We start from the raw sequence: 14,434 nt of genomic DNA, 5'->3' as shown, positions 1-14,434 counted from the left end.
GCCCCCTCACCGCGTGAAGACTCCGACCAGTTCAATATGGGGCGACCATACGAACTGGTCCACAGGCGTCACCCTCACAAGCTTGAAGCCGGCGTCGACCAACACGCGCGCGTCCTTGGCGAAGGTCTGAGGGTTACACGAGACCCCCACCACCTTGGCCACCTTGGACTTGGCGATCTCGACGGTCTGCTCGGCGGCGCCGGCGCGCGGCGGGTCGATGACCACGACATCGGTCTTGACCAGCTCGGTGCCCAGCACAGGACGACGCACGAGGTCGCGAGCCTCGGCCGTGATCGGCTTGAGACCGGACGTCGCGCCCACGGCCGCCTTCAAGGCCGTGATGGCAGGGGCGCTCACCTCGGCCGCATAGACCTGCGCCACCTCGGCGAGCCGGAAGGTGAAGGTGCCGACCCCGCAATAGAGGTCAGCCACCCGGCTCGCGCCCTGGGCCTCGGCCACTGCGAGCTCGACCATCGCCTTCTCGGCGGCGGGAACGGCCTGCAGGAAGCTGCCGGGCGGTAGCGCCACGATGGCGGGACCCAGCTTCACCAGGGGCTGACGTGCGCCATAGATGGTTTCGCCCGCCAGGGTGACCCGCGCGAAATCGCCCTCGCCCGCCGCCATCGCCGCGCGCATTCGAGCGTCGGCCGACAGCCCGCCGCTCTTGCGTTCGACGCCAGTGATGTCGATGTCGAGGCCTGTCGCGGTGAGCGTGACATGGAGGGTCGGCGCGGACTTCGGGTGCTCCAGGAAGGGCTCGGCCAAGCGCGCCAGGGCCGGCAGCGCGGCCACCAGGCGCGGATCGGTGACGGGACATTCTTCGATGGGCACGAGGTTCCACGAGCGTCGCTCCTTGAACCCAAGACGCGCGCCCTGCCCCTTGCCCCCCTTGCGCGCGTGCAGCGCCACGCGACGCCGCGAGGCGGGCGGAGCCGCGAAGGTCGGCAGGATCTCGGTCTCGAGCCCCTCCATCGACAGCTGAAGTCGGACCTGTTCGGCCTTCCAGGCCCGATAGGGCTCGCCGGCCCAATGCTGCAGCGCGCATCCTCCGCAAGTTCCGTAGTGTCGGCACGGCGGCGCCACGCGCTCCGGGCTCGGTGTCAGGATCTCGACGACCTCGCCGCGCGCGCCGTCGAACTGGGCGTGAACAAGCTCGCCCGGAAGGGTCAGCGGAATGAAGGCGGGCTTGCCGTCGGCGGTGCGCGCGAGCCCGTCGCCCTGGGCGCCCACCGCGTTGATCATCAGGTCTTGCATCCCCAGTCCATACCCCAAAATCGGGGCTTGAGCGCGCACTGGGGAAGTTTTTGTGTCGGTCTGAACGAAGCTGAATACCTCGGTCAGGCGCTGTTCATGTTGGCGGCGCCAAAACCTCTGCCAACGGATGGGCCACGGCGGCCGGCGCGATGCGACGGCAGCCCTCAAAAAGACAAGCTTCCCTCATGACCATGACCGCCTCGAAGAGCAGGACCTCCAAGATGAAGACCGTTCTGGGCGTGACCGCCGCCCTCGTCTGCGGCGTGCTGACGCCGACCCTGGCCTCGGCCCAGGCCTATGGCTCGCAAAGCTACGGCGGCGCCTACGACCGCCAGGGCTACTACTATGACGCCTGCCAGCGTTCGACGACGCAGCGCGGCACAGGCGGTGGCCTGACCGGCGCAGGGATCGGCGCGGCGATTGGCGGCGGCGTCGCCGCCCGGGGCGCCAAGACCGAGGGCGCGGTCCTGGGCGGCCTGCTGGGCGCGGTGATCGGTTCGAGCATCGGCAAGAAATCGGCCGCCTGCACGCCCGGCAGGACTCCGCCTGCGACCGCCTACAACGCCCCCCCGAGGACTCGGCCTACCGCTCTGGTTCGTACGACGACGCGCGCCGCGACGCCACGCGCGACAGCTACTATGAGCGCAGCTACGAGCGCCAAGAAGGCTACCGCGTCGACAACCGGACCCAACAGGCCGACGTCAACGGCTGCACCCTGGCCGAAAGCCCGATCTATCTGCCGGACGGCCGGGTCCAGAAGCGCTTCGTGCGCGTCTGCCCGGACGCCAACGGCAAGTATCAGGTCGTCGACTAAGCGCGACGATCTCTCGTAGAAGACGATCGGCCGCCCCTCGTGGGCGGCCGATTTCGTTCCGCGCCTAACGCTTGGTCGCCCAGACCAGCCGTTCGACCTGTCCTTCCCCGCCGGTGATCGGACTTTCAGCAAGGCCGCGCACCGACCAACCGGCCGTCTCCAGGAACGTGACGATCTCCTGCTCGACACGGGCGATGACGTCAGGATCCTTGACCAGTCCGCCCTTGCCGACATGTTCGCGCCCCGCCTCGAACTGCGGCTTGATCAGCGCCACCAAGTCCGCGCCCGGCGTCGCCAGGCCGAGCGCCGCCGGCAGGGCCTTGGCGAGCGAGATGAAGCTGACGTCGCTGACGATGAGGCTCGGCGCCCGATCAATGAGGCCGAGATCAAGACTCCGCGCATCCACACCCGAAAGATCAGCCACACGATCGCCGCCCCTGAGGCTGGCGTGCAACTGGCCACGCCCAACATCGACGGCGAATACGAACGCCGCGCCCCGCGACAAGAGCACCTCGGTAAAGCCGCCCGTCGAGGCGCCGACGTCGACCGCGATCCGGCCTTCGACCGCGATGGGCCAGATATCCAGGGCGTGGACCAGTTTCAGCGCGCCGCGCCCCACCCATGGATGCGCCGCTTCCGCCGCAATCTCGGCGTTGTCATCCACCAGCTCGGAAGGCTTGGCCACGATGCCGCCGAACACGGACACCCGGCCAGCCTCGATCGCCGCGCGCGCCTTGGCGCGACTGTCAAAGACGCCACGTTCGACAAGCAGTTGATCGATGCGCTTCCTGGCCAAGGCCTTTCCCCGAAAACTCGAAGCAGGCGTCTAGCACAGGCTTGCGGCGCAGGTCTCTTCGAGGTCAACTGAACGGCGATCACCGGCGCGAAGACGCCGGTCCTGTCGGGAGGAAATCCATGCGTTTCAGCCGCCGTGGCCTGATGGCCGCATCCGCCGCCATCGCCGCCGCGCCTTCGGCCTTCGCCAAGCCCAAGTCGTCCGCCGCCCCTGCCCCTTGGACTCCAGACGCCACCGAGATCGCGGGCCGCATCCGCCGTAAGGAGATCAGCGCCGCCGAGGCCGTCGAGGACGCCATTCGCAAGGCCGAGGCGCTACAGCCCCATGTCCAGGCCATCGTCGACTCGGACTTTGAACGGGCGCTCGCCAAGGCCAAGAACGGCCAGCTGACCGGGCCCTTCGCCGGCGTCCCCTTCCTGGTCAAGGATCTGGACCCCTACAAGGGCGTCCGCACCCGCTACGGCACCCGCGCGACGCTGGGCGCCAAGCCTGACACCGAGCAGACGGCCTATGTCGACTCGTTCGACGCCGCTGGCTTTGTCACGATCGGCAAGTCATCGACGCCGGAGTACGGCTTCCTGCCCACGACCGAGCCGATGGGCTTCCTGCCCACGCGCAATCCGTGGAACGTCAAGCACTCGTCGGGCGGGTCTTCCGGCGGCGCGGCTGCGGCCACGGCTTCGGGCATGGTGACGATCGCTCACGCCAGCGACGGCGGCGGTTCGATCCGCATCCCCGCCGCCAACTGCGGCCTGTTTGGCATGAAGCCCTCGCGCGGGCGGATGATCCCCAACCGTCCGACCAGCCGTGGCATCGACCTGTCGGTGTCGCATTGCGTGTCCCACAGCGTGCGTGATTCGGCCGCCCTGTTCGCCGCCTCGGAGCGCACGGATGCGGGCGCGGCGTTCAAGCCGATCGGCGTCGTCACCGCCCCGCTGAAGCGGAAACTCAAGGTCGGCCTGGTGATGAACACCGGCACCGGCCTGACGCCGCACCCCGAGGTGCAAGCCGCCGTCAACAACGCCGCCAAGCTCCTGAAGGACCTCGGACACAAGGTCGAACCGACGGTGTGGCCCATGGACGGCAATCAGTTCGGCCAGGACTTCACCGTGCTGTGGGCCAGCGGCGCGGCCGAGCTGGTCGCGGGGATCGGCAAGGCCATGGGCCGCAAGCCCGACGCCAACGTGCTGGAGCCCTTCAGCCTGGGCATGGCGGAGTTGGTCAACACCCTGCCTCAGGGCGCGCTGCAGGCCGCCATGGGACGATTGCAGGCCACCATCAAGGCCTATGACACCTGGCTGACGAAGTACGACGTCATCCTGTCGCCGGTGCTGGGCAAACCGCCCGTCGAGTTGGGCTATGTGGCGGGTTGGGTTCCGTTCGAGGAGCTTCAGGCCCGCCTGATGGCCTATGTCGGCTACACCCCGGTGCAGAACGTGGCCGGCGCGCCGGCCATGAGCGTGCCGCTGCACTGGACGGCCGACGGTCTGCCGGTCGGGGTGCAGTTCGCCGGTCGCGCTGGCGACGAGGCGACCCTGTTCGCCCTGGCCTACCAGCTTGAAGCCGCCGCCCCCTGGGCGCACCGCAAGCCGCCGGTGAGCGCGTAGGACGCTTTGAAGCCGACCAAGGCTAAAAGCTCCGCAAAGCGTTGAAAATGTAGGGACTGTTGTCTGGTTTAGATGATCTCATCTGAACCAGACAGCGCCTAAGCCGGATCCTGCTTCGTCCTGAGACGAACATGCTCGAGCATGTCTGCGATCAGGTCGAAGTCCATCTTGTCAGGACGACGCCAACGTACGCAGCCTTTACCGTGATCTATGTCGGCCAAGCGCGCGGAGAACGCCTCCATCGCCGTCTGCCCGACATAGAACGCGATGTGTTGTTTCTGGCTGTTGAAGGCGATCCACGGCAGCTTCGGCGGACCATAGGCGGGCATGCCGAACGCCATGCACTCGCTCTCTGGCCCAAAGGCTCGAAGGCAGAGCGTTCTCAGTTGATCCAGGGCCGGGCGGCGCTCCGGGGCGACCTCCTGCATGAAGTCGTCGACGTTCGCCGCCCTGGACTGGACCATCGCCCTACCCCTCCACGAAGACCTTCTTGAGTTCGTTCTTCATGATCTTGCCATTGGCGTTGCGCGGCAAGGTCTCGTGCCAGAACACCACCTTCACCGGCACCTTGAAGGCCGCCAGGCGGTCGGCGACGAAGGCGCGCAGTTCGGCCTCGGTCGCCTCGGCGCCCGGCTTGAGCGTGACGACGGCGGCCGGCTCTTCGCCCAGGGTCTTGTGCGGAACACCGACCAGGGCGGCGTCCATCACCGCCGGGTGGTCATAGAGGCAGTTCTCGACCTCGATGCAGTAGATGTTCTCGCCGCCGCGGATCAGCATGTCCTTGGCGCGGTCGATGATGAAGCAGAAGCCCTCGGCGTCCAGACGAGCCAGATCCCCGGTCCGCACCCAGCCGTCGACGAAGGTCTGGGCGGTGGCTTCTGGCTTGTTCCAGTAGCCGCGCACCACCTGCGGGCCCTTGCACCACAGCTCGCCGACCTCGCCGATCGGCAGCTCGCGATACGGCGCCTCGACGGTCATGATCTTCAAGTCGGTGACCGGCACGGCCGGACCGCAGCTGTCGGGGCGATTCTCGTAGTCTTCCGCCGAGTTGCTGGTCGCCGTGGCGGAGGTCTCGGTCATGCCCCAGCCGTTGCCCGGTGCGGAATTTGGCCAGATTTCCTTGATCTTGCGCACCAGCTCCGGCGCCGACGGCGCGCCGCCATAGGCCACAGCCTCGATCGACGACAGGTCGTACTTGTCGCGGTTCGGATGCTCGATGATCTGCCAGGCGATGGTCGGAACGCCGCCCATCGAGGTCAGTCGCTCGTCCTGGATGAGCTGCATCGCCTTGTCGGGATCCCACTTGCGGATCATCGCCAGCTTGGCCCCGCCGAACAGCGACGGGTTCAGCACCGCGAAGCAGCCCGTGGCGTGGAAGAACGGCACCGAGATCAGCGAGCCCTTCTGCGGCAGGCTGGGATCGGGCTGAGGCGGCGCCTCGCCGCGACGCAGGAACGCGCGCGCGCCGGCGGCGGCGGCGGCGAAGATGTTGCTGTTGATGTTGCGGTGGGTGCCGATCGCGCCCTTCGGCTTACCCGTGGTGCCGGAGGTGTAGAAGATCGTGGCGTCGTCGTCTGACGCGATGGCGACGGTTGGCAGCGGCTTCTCTTCGAGCTTGGCCCAGTCGTTGGGGCAGCCAATCTTGGCCTCCAGCGAGATCACGTACGGATGGGTGATCTCCTCCTTGGCGCGACTGACGTAAACGCGCTGGAGGTCCGGGCAGCTGTGCAGGTGCTCGCTCATGCGCTCATAGCGCTCGACGTCGACGATCGCGACCTTGGCGCCGGAATCGATCAGGCCGTACTCCAGCTCCGGACCCGTCCACCAGGCGTTCAGCGGCGTAACGATCGCGCCCAAGGACAGCGCGCCGTAGAACGCCACCGGCCATTCCGGAAGGTTGCGCATCACGATGGCGACGCGATCGCCTTTCTGGACGCCAAACGCCTCAAGCTCGGCCGCCATGTGGGTCACGGCGCGATAGAAGGCCTCGAAACTGACCCGCTCGTCCTCATGGACAAGGAAGATCTTCTCGCCGTGCGCGCGCCCCAGCAGCAGGGTGTCGCGCAGAGTCGGCGGCGCGTTCTTCCAGGCTCGGGTCTTTACCCCACGGATCTCGACTTCTTCCATCTCTCCTGGCGTGCCCGGCTGGGTGATCAGCGCATAGGCCTGCTGGACGGACATGGCGGGCCACGGGACTGACGTGGGGGCGGCCTGACTCATTCTACTCTCCCGGTATCGCGTCGCGCCTTGTTTGCTGAGCGCGTTCAGTGACCAGAGAGCACAGCCGGAAGCGGGATGCAAACGTCCGTTTGACCCCAAGAGAACATTGATAAGTTAGACAAACGCCCGATGGCGTTCCGCAACGTCAGGGCGCCAAAAAAGAGGGCGACGCCTCACATGAGACGTCGCCCTGGTTCTGAACGGGAAGGACCGTTAGCCGACCGATTCCAGCCTGGCCAACGCCGCCTCGAGCTTGGCCTGGGCCGCCTGCGCCTCGGCCAGGCGCTCGCGGTTCTCTTCAACGACCTCTTCCTTGGCGCGCGCCAGGAAGTCGGGGTTGCCCAGCTTCTTGTTGACCTTCTCGATCTCGCCAACGTGACCCGCGATCTCCTTCGTCAGTCGGGCCTTCTCGGCCGCGATGTCGATGAAATCCGCAACGCCCAGCGCCCCGGTCGCTTCGCCCATCACGATCGGTGCGGAGCCGGTCGGCGCGACGTCGGCCTCCCGGACGCTGTCCAGACGCGCCAGGGTCAGCAGCAGATCGCGGTGACGCGCCAGACGCGCCTTGGTCTCGGGGCCAGCGCCCACGATCGTGAGACCCGGTTTGGCCGACGGCGGCACGTTCATCTCGGCGCGGATCGAGCGGATCTCGCCCACGGTCTCGACCAGCCAGCCGATCTCGGCCTCGGCCTCGGCGTCGATCCAGTCGGCCGGCAGCTCAGGCCACGTCGCCGAGATCAGCATGCTCTCGCGCGCCGGACCGACGAATTCAGCGGTCTTCTGCCACAGCTCCTCGGTGATGAACGGCATCACCGGGTGCAGGAGCTTCAGGATCACATCCAGCGCCCAGGCGGCGGTGGCGCGGGTCTCGGCCTTGGCCGCCGCGTCATCGCCGTTCAGGATCGGCTTGGCCAGCTCCAGGTACCAGTCGCAGAACACGTTCCAGACGAAGCGGTACAGCGCGCCGGCGGCCTCGTCGAACGACGGAGCCTCCAGGGCCTTGGTGACCTCGGCCACGGTCTTGACCGTCTCGCCGCGGATCCACTTGTTGATCGGCTGCTGGACGGTCGCCGGATCGAAGCCCTCGACGCGGACGCACTCATTCATCTGAGCGAAGCGCGAGGCGTTCCACAGCTTGGTGCCGAAGTTGCGATAGCCCTCGATGCGCTGCTTGGAGAGCTTGATGTCGCGCGCCTGGCCCGACATCGCCGTCAGGGTGAAGCGCACCGCGTCGCAGCCCAACTCATCGATCAGGATCAGCGGATCCATCACGTTGCCCTTGGACTTGCTCATCTTGGCGCCCTTCTCGTCACGGACGAGGGCGTTGATGAACACCTGCTTGAACGGGGCTTCGCCCATGAAGTGGATGCCCATCATCATCATCCGGGCGACCCAGAAGAAGATGATATCAAAGCCCGTGACCAGGGTGCTGGTCGGGTAGAAGCGTTCCAGGTCCGAGGTCTTCTCGGGCCAGCCCAGGGTCGAGAACGGCCACAGGGCCGAGCTGAACCAGGTGTCGAGGACGTCCTCGTCCTGCGTCAGGACGACGTCGGCGCCGAACTGCGCGCGCGCGGCGGCATAGGCGGCTTCCTCGGTCTCCTCGACGAAGATCGAACCTTCCGGACCAAACCACGCCGGAATCCGATGGCCCCACCACAGCTGGCGCGAGACGCACCAGGGCTCGATGTTGCGCAGCCATTCGAAGTAGGTCTTTTCCCAGTGCTTGGGCTCGAAGACCGTCTCGCCCGTCTCCACAGCCTTCAGCGCCGGCTGAGCCAGGGTCTTGGCGTCGACGTACCATTGATCGGTCAGGAAGGGCTCGATGACCACGCCCGAACGGTCGCCGTGCGGGACCATGTGCTTGGTCTTCTCGATCTCCTTCAGCCAGCCCTCTTCCTCGGCGCGGGCGACGATGGCCTTGCGCGCGACGAAGCGGTCCATGCCGACATACTCGGCCGGAACACTGTCGTTCAGCTTGGCCTCGACCGTCAGGATGTTGATGGCTTCAAGCCCGGCGCGCTTGCCGACGCCGAAGTCGTTGAAGTCGTGGGCCGGCGTGATCTTCACCGCGCCCGAGCCCTTGGTCGGGTCGGCGTAGTCATCGGCGACGATGGGGATACGGCGGCCGACGATCGGCAGGGTCACGAACTTGCCGACCAGGCCCTTGTAGCGCTCGTCATCGGGGTGAACCGCGACGCCGGTGTCGCCCAGCATGGTCTCCGGACGCGTGGTGGCCACAACGATGTAGTCGCGGGTCTCGAACTCGGTGGCCTTGCCGTCCTCGTCGAAGGCGATCGGGTGCTGGTAGGTCACGCCGTCGGCCAGCGGATAGGCGAAGTGCCAATAGGCCCCGTCGACCTCCTTCTGCTCGACCTCGAGGTCGGAGATTGCGGTCTGGAACTGCGGGTCCCAGTTCACGAGGCGCTTATCGCGATAGAGCAGGTTCTGCTTGTAGAGTTGGACGAACACCTTGCGGACGGCGGCCGACAGGCCCTCATCCAGGGTGAAGCGCTCGCGCGACCAATCGCAGCTGGCGCCCAGGCGGCGCAGCTGATTGGTGATGGCCCCGCCGCTCTCGGCCTTCCATTCCCAGACCTTGTCGACGAAAGCCTCGCGGCCCATGTCGCGGCGGCCGACATTGCCGGCGGCGGCCAGCTGGCGCTCGACGACCATCTGGGTGGCGATGCCCGCGTGGTCGGTGCCCGGCAGCCACAGGGCGGCCTTGCCGCGCATGCGGTGGAAGCGGGTCAGAACGTCCTGCAGCGTGTTGTTCAGCGCGTGGCCGATGTGCAGCGAGCCCGTCACGTTCGGTGGCGGGATCACGATCACGAACGACTCGGCGTTCGCATCGTCGCTGGGCTTGAAGGCCCCGGAGGCCTCCCACGCGGCGTACAGGCGGGGTTCGACGGATTTGGGATCGAAGGTTTTTTCGAGCATGGCGGAGCGGATATGCCATCTGCGGCCCGCCCGGGAAACCGGCGGGCCTGGGTTTTCTGAAGGATTGATCAACGAAAAAGGCGGCCGCCGCAGCGACCGCCTCGATTTTCCGAAGGTTCTGAGGCTTTAAGCGCCGCGCCCCCGAGAGATGCGCTGGACTTCTTCCTCGACCTTGGTCTCGACGATCCGCGGCAGGTTCTGGTCCAGCCACTCCTTGAGCAGCGGACGCAGCAGCTCGCGTACGACGTCTTCCAGCGTGCGACCGTCCTTGGGCATCAGCAGGGCCGAGCTCAGGCTGCCGAAGGCGCTTGCCGCAGCGGAGGCGGCCGAAATACCCACCAACTGGTCGGCGACCTCGTCGCGGTCGAACACCGGCGCGGACGGCGGCGGGGTGTAGGCGGGCTCGGGTTCGGGAGCCGGCGGCGAATAGACGTCGATGTCGCCGACGGTTTCCAGCGGCGGCAACTCAGGCTCGGGCGTGATCGGATCCGTCAGCTCAAGAACGTCATCGTCGAACGACATCGGTTCGGGCGCGAGTTCGGGCTCCGGCTCGGGCGGCGGGGGCGCCGCTTCGGCCGCAGGCTCCGCCGGCGCGTCATCCTCCGAGATGATGCGTCGAATGGAGGCGAGGATTTCCTCCATTGTAGGTTCTTGAGACTGATCGGACATGTGCGGGGCCGTCGTAAAGAGGTACGAATCCTTGCGCGCCTTGGGGCGCGCTTAGCCGCGATGGTGCAGACTTACGCGTGTTAAGCAAGCGCAAGTCCGCGCCTGAGCGGAATCGACGCGGATCAAAACTACTTCGCGTCGCCCTTGGGCTTGGTGGCGGCCGCACCGACGCTGTCGATCGCCTGCACCACCGGCTCCCACGGCACCCAGCCCACGCCATGCGTGACGCGGTTGTAGGAGGCTTTCGGGTCATAAGCGGCGGTGGACGACGACAGCTTCGCCACATCCAGCTGGCCCATGGCCTGCAGGACGACGGCGCCGGCCAAATACTCGTCACGACGCGCGGACACCAACGCCAACTCGGCGTTGGAGAGTTCCAGCTGAGCGTTGAGCACGTCCAGCGTGGTGCGCAGGCCCACCTGCTGCTCCTGGCGCACGCCTTCGAAGGCGATGCGGGTCGCGCGGACCTGCTCCTCGTTCGAGATGAGCCCGGCGCGCGAGGCCAAGAGGTTGCTCCAGGCGTTCGACACCTGCTGGATCGCGGTGCGCTTGGCGCCTTCCACGGCGCTGCGGGCGGCGTTTTCACGCTCGGTCGCGGCGCGAACCTGCGAGGTGGTCAAACCACCCGTGAACAGCGGGATCGAAGCGGTGATCGCGCCCGAGACGGTGCGGTCGTAGTCGTCGAACTGGCTGCCGACGCCCGAGCGCTTATCGGCCGCGTAGCCGAGCGACGCCCGCGCGGAGACCGTCGGACGGTAACCGGCCTTGGCCACGGCGACACGCGCAGCGGCCGCTTCCTCGTTGAACTTTGCGGACGCCACGCCGGGGTTGGTCGTTTGGGCGGCCTCGAAGGCCTGGTCAACGCTGGCGGGCAGCAGGCCGGCCAGGCTGGGCTCCGGAGCCAGTTCACCAGGGGTTTGACCGACAACGGCGGCGTAAGACGCGCGGCTGACCTCCAGTTGCGCCTGGGCGGCGGAGAGACCGGCCTTGGCCGAAGCCAGACGCGCCTGCGACTGCGCGACGTCCGTGCGGGTGATCTCGCCGACGTCGAAGCGGGCGTTCGACTCGTCGAGCTGCCGTTGCAGCACGGCGACATTTTCCTTGGCGATACGCAGGCGTTCCTGGTCGCGACGGACGTCGACATAGGCCTGGACGACGCTGACCAGAACGCCCTGCTCGACCGAACGCAGGCCTTCGCGCGCCGACAGCACGTCAGCCTCGGCGGCGCTCACGCTCGCGGTGGCGCGACCGCCCGTATAGAGCGGCTGGCTGATCGACAGCGCCGCGCTGCTTCCCGAAAGCTTGACGTTCGAGCCTGCGGCGGCGGGATTGGTGTCAGAGCCGGTGATGTCGGCGGTCGCCCCGATTGTCGGACGGAAACCCGTCTTGGCCTGGACAACGCCTTCGTCCGTCACGCGCGCGCTGGCGCGCTGTTGCTGCAGCGTGGGATTGGTTTGATAGGCGAGCGCGATCGCATCGGCGAGGGTATCGGCGTTCGCGACGGAAAAGGCCCCAGCCAGGAGGCCAGCGCTGCAAGCGGCGGCCAGCAATCCGGCCCGTCGACGGTACGACATCAACATTCTATCCCCAATCACGCGAAGCCCGCGCTCGCCACAATATGATCGCGTGTAAGTCGCTCCGCCAGTCGTCGCCAGTTAAGCTTTTTTCACGCAAACGTTGCGGCCGCCTCTTGGACCGACGACGTCAGAAACTGAAGCCCGTCTCGACCTCAAAACCAGCCAGCACAGGCGGCGCGGCGTCGAACGCGGCGCGACGGCCAACACCATCCTCGGCGCGCAGATAAATCGCGGCGCGACCAACGGGACCCGTACGCTCGACGACGCCCAGTCGCCCGCCGTGAGCCAGGGCGTCCTGCCAGGCCTTGGGGGCGACCGCGACGGCGCCTTCGCAGACGATCACGTCATAGGAACCGGCGGGGACCGTCTTCAGATCATCGCCATCATGACGCGTGACCGAAAGGCCCATCTTTTCCAGAACGGCGGCCGCGTAGGGCGCGGCGATCGCCAGGGCCGTCTCGCCTTCACGCGGCTTGAGCGCCTGAAGCAGCTTGCCGACCTCACGGGGACGCAGGAGCCAGCGACCAGGCGCGTACTCGATATCCGCGTCGGCATAGGCCAGATAGGCCTTCGACGCCGGCACGACGCCTTCGCGCGCCACCACGCGCAGCGCGTCCTGCAGCGGCAGGTCGGTCACGTCGGCGGTGCGAATCTGGCTCTCGACCATGTTCAGCCGCGCGGCGGCGAAGTCGGTGCTCATGGAATCCCTCGAAGGATTAGACTTTCGAGCAGGCTTATAGGTCCGCCGATCATCGAAACGCAATGCGATCCCAGGTCTCATCGCCGCGAAGGCCTCTCACGCGAGGCTGGAAAAACATCACAAGGCGCGACGCAGTGACACGCATAGGCTATTTCGGGAGCGACTGGACTTCGCCGTCCGGCTTGTCATCGAAGCTTGGTTGATCGTCGCTACGGCAGGCAACATAAGGACCTGTCGCCGACATGATCGACGACGGGAGGATATCGCTCGCAGCACGACGACTTGGGGTTCTGTCATGCAAAATGCGCCGATGGTGATCGCCCTCGCGTTAATCGCTCTCGTGGTGATCTATTTTCTGCCGTGGATCGACGAGAAGATTAAGCGCGCCTATGGCCGCTGGCGTCGCAAGCGGCGCGACCGGCGTGAGCAGCGAATGCGGTGACGCAGGATTGCTCCTGGGCGACCTCAATCCAAAATCACTTTGGAAGAGTGGCTCCGCGGGTAGGATTCGAACCTACGACCAGCCGGTTAACAGCCGGCTGCTCTACCACTGAGCTACCGCGGAACAGGTCGCTCTCAAGAGAGGGCGGGAGATAGCCGCCCCAACGAGTCGATGCAAGCCAGGAAAACGCGTGACGGACACGCAATGTCGAAGCCCCGCGACGGCGTGGGAAATAGTGCTGATTTTCGGGAAATCAGAGAGTGGCTCCGCGGGTAGGATTCGAACCTACGACCAGCCGGTTAACAGCCGGCTGCTCTACCACTGAGCTACCGCGGAACAGGTCGCTCTCAGAAGAGGCCGCGTGATAGCCGCCTCATGGCGCCGATGCAAGCGCCGAATCCAAAAAAAGCAGCCCGGCTTTGCGGCCGGGCTGTGGAAGTCAGTGATGGTGGGTGCCTTCAAAGAAGACACGATGAAAATCCGCCCGTTATGGTTAATGATCCCCTAATTCTTAACGCCGGAACCAAAAGGTCGCAGGCACGGCGAACGCCCTCAGAGCCGGGCGGGAATCTGCAGGCCGCGCTGGACGGCTGGGCGCTCCAGGCCCGCTTCCAGCCAACGCGGGACATGCTTCAGACCGCCGTAGCCGACGAGGTCGCCCGCCTCGTAGAAGCCGACCAGATTTCGGACCCAGCCTAGGGTGGCGATGTCGGCGATCGTGTAGTCATCGCCCATGATCCAGGCGCGCTCAGCCAGCCTGCCCTCCAGCACGCCCAGCAACCGCTTCGACTCGGCGACATAGCGCTCCAGCGGCCGCTTATCCTCGTACTCGCGGCCAGCGAACTTATGGAAGAAGCCCAGTTGCCCGAACATCGGACCGATGGCGGCCATCTGGAAGAACACCCACTGCAGGGTCTCATAGCGCGCGGCTGGTCCGGAAGGCAGGAACTTGCCGGTCTTCTCCGCGAGGTAGACCAGGATGGCTCCGCTCTCGAACAGCGCGATCGGCTTTCCCTCTGGACCATTGGGATCGATGATCGCGGGGATCTTGCCATTCGGGTTGAGCGACAAATACTCGACGCCCCAGGTCTCGTTCTTGCCGATATCGATCAGGTGCGGCTCGTAGGGCAGCCCCGTCTCCTCCAGCATGATGGAGGCCTTCACGCCGTTGGGCGTCGGCAGCGAATAGAGCTGGATCTGGTCGGGTCGTTCTGCGGGCCAGCGCTGAGTGATCGGGAAGACGGACAGATCGGGCATGAAGGGACCTCATGGAGAACGCGGACGCGTCGCTCCCATCTGGCGACCCGCCAGCCGCTTTTCCAGAGCGCCCCTAGACGGGGAAAACCAACAGGCCGCGCCGGAGTGGATCAGCGGACGGCCAGATCGACACCCAGAAGATCCGGCCGCCCGCGCGTGCG

Annotated in this window: 11 protein-coding genes, 2 tRNA genes and 1 pseudogene; 3 read left to right on the top strand and 11 right to left on the bottom strand. The window is 66.4% G+C overall.

The window, feature by feature from the left end; all coding sequences use genetic code 11:
- Positions 1-6 precede the first annotated feature (6 nt).
- A complete protein-coding gene (locus CA606_RS08580; RefSeq protein ID WP_096051518.1) occupies positions 7-1,254 on the bottom strand; it encodes a class I SAM-dependent RNA methyltransferase in 1,248 nt (415 codons plus the stop codon).
- 185 nt (positions 1,255-1,439) lie between these two features.
- On the opposite strand from CA606_RS08580, the pseudogene CA606_RS08575 reads away from it, so the two are divergent.
- Positions 1,440-2,068, top strand: a pseudogene (locus CA606_RS08575) (hypothetical protein).
- A gap of 64 nt (positions 2,069-2,132) precedes the next feature.
- Here the strand turns inward: CA606_RS08575 and CA606_RS08570 are convergent.
- Positions 2,133-2,864, bottom strand: a complete 732-nt coding sequence (locus CA606_RS08570; protein ID WP_096051519.1) for a TlyA family RNA methyltransferase — start codon at positions 2,862-2,864, stop codon at positions 2,133-2,135.
- Positions 2,865-2,983: 119 nt separating this feature from the next.
- Between CA606_RS08570 and CA606_RS08565 the strand changes: the two genes are divergently transcribed.
- Entirely contained in the window at positions 2,984-4,471 is a 1,488-nt protein-coding gene (locus tag CA606_RS08565) for an amidase (RefSeq protein WP_096051520.1), read from the top strand.
- Positions 4,472-4,569: 98 nt separating this feature from the next.
- Here the strand turns inward: CA606_RS08565 and CA606_RS08560 are convergent, their stop codons facing one another.
- From CA606_RS08560 to CA606_RS08535, 6 genes are all read right to left on the bottom strand, one after another.
- A complete protein-coding gene (locus tag CA606_RS08560) occupies positions 4,570-4,935 on the bottom strand; it encodes an iron chaperone (protein WP_096051521.1) in 366 nt (121 codons plus the stop codon).
- A gap of 4 nt (positions 4,936-4,939) precedes the next feature.
- Entirely contained in the window at positions 4,940-6,691 is a 1,752-nt protein-coding gene (locus tag CA606_RS08555) for a class I adenylate-forming enzyme family protein (RefSeq protein WP_096051522.1), read from the bottom strand.
- Positions 6,692-6,904: 213 nt separating this feature from the next.
- Positions 6,905-9,628 (bottom strand): valine--tRNA ligase, encoded by a 2,724-nt coding sequence (locus CA606_RS08550; protein ID WP_096051523.1) that lies wholly within the window; start codon positions 9,626-9,628, stop codon positions 6,905-6,907.
- A gap of 126 nt (positions 9,629-9,754) precedes the next feature.
- The gene (locus CA606_RS08545) at positions 9,755-10,297 is read right to left on the bottom strand and encodes a DUF2497 domain-containing protein (RefSeq protein ID WP_096051524.1); all 543 of its coding nucleotides are present in this window, start codon (positions 10,295-10,297) and stop codon (positions 9,755-9,757) included.
- Positions 10,298-10,425: 128 nt separating this feature from the next.
- A complete protein-coding gene (locus CA606_RS08540) occupies positions 10,426-11,877 on the bottom strand; it encodes a TolC family outer membrane protein (protein ID WP_096051525.1) in 1,452 nt (483 codons plus the stop codon).
- Between the two features lie 124 nt (positions 11,878-12,001).
- On the bottom strand, positions 12,002-12,574 hold the full coding sequence (locus tag CA606_RS08535; RefSeq protein WP_096051526.1) for a protein-L-isoaspartate O-methyltransferase family protein: 573 nt from the start codon (positions 12,572-12,574) through the stop codon (positions 12,002-12,004).
- Positions 12,575-12,869: 295 nt separating this feature from the next.
- Here CA606_RS08535 and CA606_RS08530 point away from each other — a divergent pair, with 295 nt between their 5' ends.
- Positions 12,870-13,016 carry a hypothetical protein gene (locus tag CA606_RS08530; RefSeq protein ID WP_181242853.1) on the top strand — a complete coding sequence of 49 codons (147 nt, stop codon included), beginning with the start codon at positions 12,870-12,872 and terminating at the stop codon, positions 13,014-13,016.
- A 48-nt stretch (positions 13,017-13,064) separates the two neighbouring features.
- Here the strand turns inward: CA606_RS08530 and CA606_RS08525 are convergent.
- From CA606_RS08525 to CA606_RS08515, 3 genes are all read right to left on the bottom strand, one after another.
- A tRNA-Asn gene (locus tag CA606_RS08525) sits at positions 13,065-13,139 on the bottom strand.
- A 138-nt stretch (positions 13,140-13,277) separates the two neighbouring features.
- Positions 13,278-13,352, bottom strand: a tRNA-Asn gene (locus tag CA606_RS08520).
- Between the two features lie 216 nt (positions 13,353-13,568).
- Positions 13,569-14,273 carry a glutathione S-transferase N-terminal domain-containing protein gene (locus tag CA606_RS08515; RefSeq protein WP_096051527.1) on the bottom strand — a complete coding sequence of 235 codons (705 nt, stop codon included), beginning with the start codon at positions 14,271-14,273 and terminating at the stop codon, positions 13,569-13,571.
- Between the last annotated feature and the right edge of the window lie 161 nt (positions 14,274-14,434).

It is taken from the genome of Caulobacter vibrioides (genome assembly GCF_002310375.3).
Lineage (GTDB): Bacteria > Pseudomonadota > Alphaproteobacteria > Caulobacterales > Caulobacteraceae > Caulobacter > Caulobacter vibrioides_D.
This window is presented reverse-complemented; position numbering and strand designations above follow the sequence as displayed.

Excerpts from the sequence above, each read along its gene's own strand:
- CA606_RS08550 (WP_096051523.1), bottom strand. The coding sequence starts at position 9,628 with ATGCTCGAAAAAACCTTCGATCCCAAATCCGTCGAACCCCGCCTGTAC.
- CA606_RS08555 (WP_096051522.1), bottom strand. The coding sequence starts at position 6,691 with ATGAGTCAGGCCGCCCCCACGTCAGTCCCGTGGCCCGCCATGTCCGTC.
- CA606_RS08530 (WP_181242853.1), top strand. The coding sequence starts at position 12,870 with ATGCAAAATGCGCCGATGGTGATCGCCCTCGCGTTAATCGCTCTCGTG.
- CA606_RS08580 (WP_096051518.1), bottom strand. The coding sequence starts at position 1,254 with ATGCAAGACCTGATGATCAACGCGGTGGGCGCCCAGGGCGACGGGCTC.
- CA606_RS08560 (WP_096051521.1), bottom strand. The coding sequence starts at position 4,935 with ATGGTCCAGTCCAGGGCGGCGAACGTCGACGACTTCATGCAGGAGGTC.
- CA606_RS08540 (WP_096051525.1), bottom strand. The coding sequence starts at position 11,877 with ATGTTGATGTCGTACCGTCGACGGGCCGGATTGCTGGCCGCCGCTTGC.
- CA606_RS08515 (WP_096051527.1), bottom strand. The coding sequence starts at position 14,273 with ATGCCCGATCTGTCCGTCTTCCCGATCACTCAGCGCTGGCCCGCAGAA.
- CA606_RS08545 (WP_096051524.1), bottom strand. The coding sequence starts at position 10,297 with ATGTCCGATCAGTCTCAAGAACCTACAATGGAGGAAATCCTCGCCTCC.
- CA606_RS08535 (WP_096051526.1), bottom strand. The coding sequence starts at position 12,574 with ATGAGCACCGACTTCGCCGCCGCGCGGCTGAACATGGTCGAGAGCCAG.
- CA606_RS08565 (WP_096051520.1), top strand. The coding sequence starts at position 2,984 with ATGCGTTTCAGCCGCCGTGGCCTGATGGCCGCATCCGCCGCCATCGCC.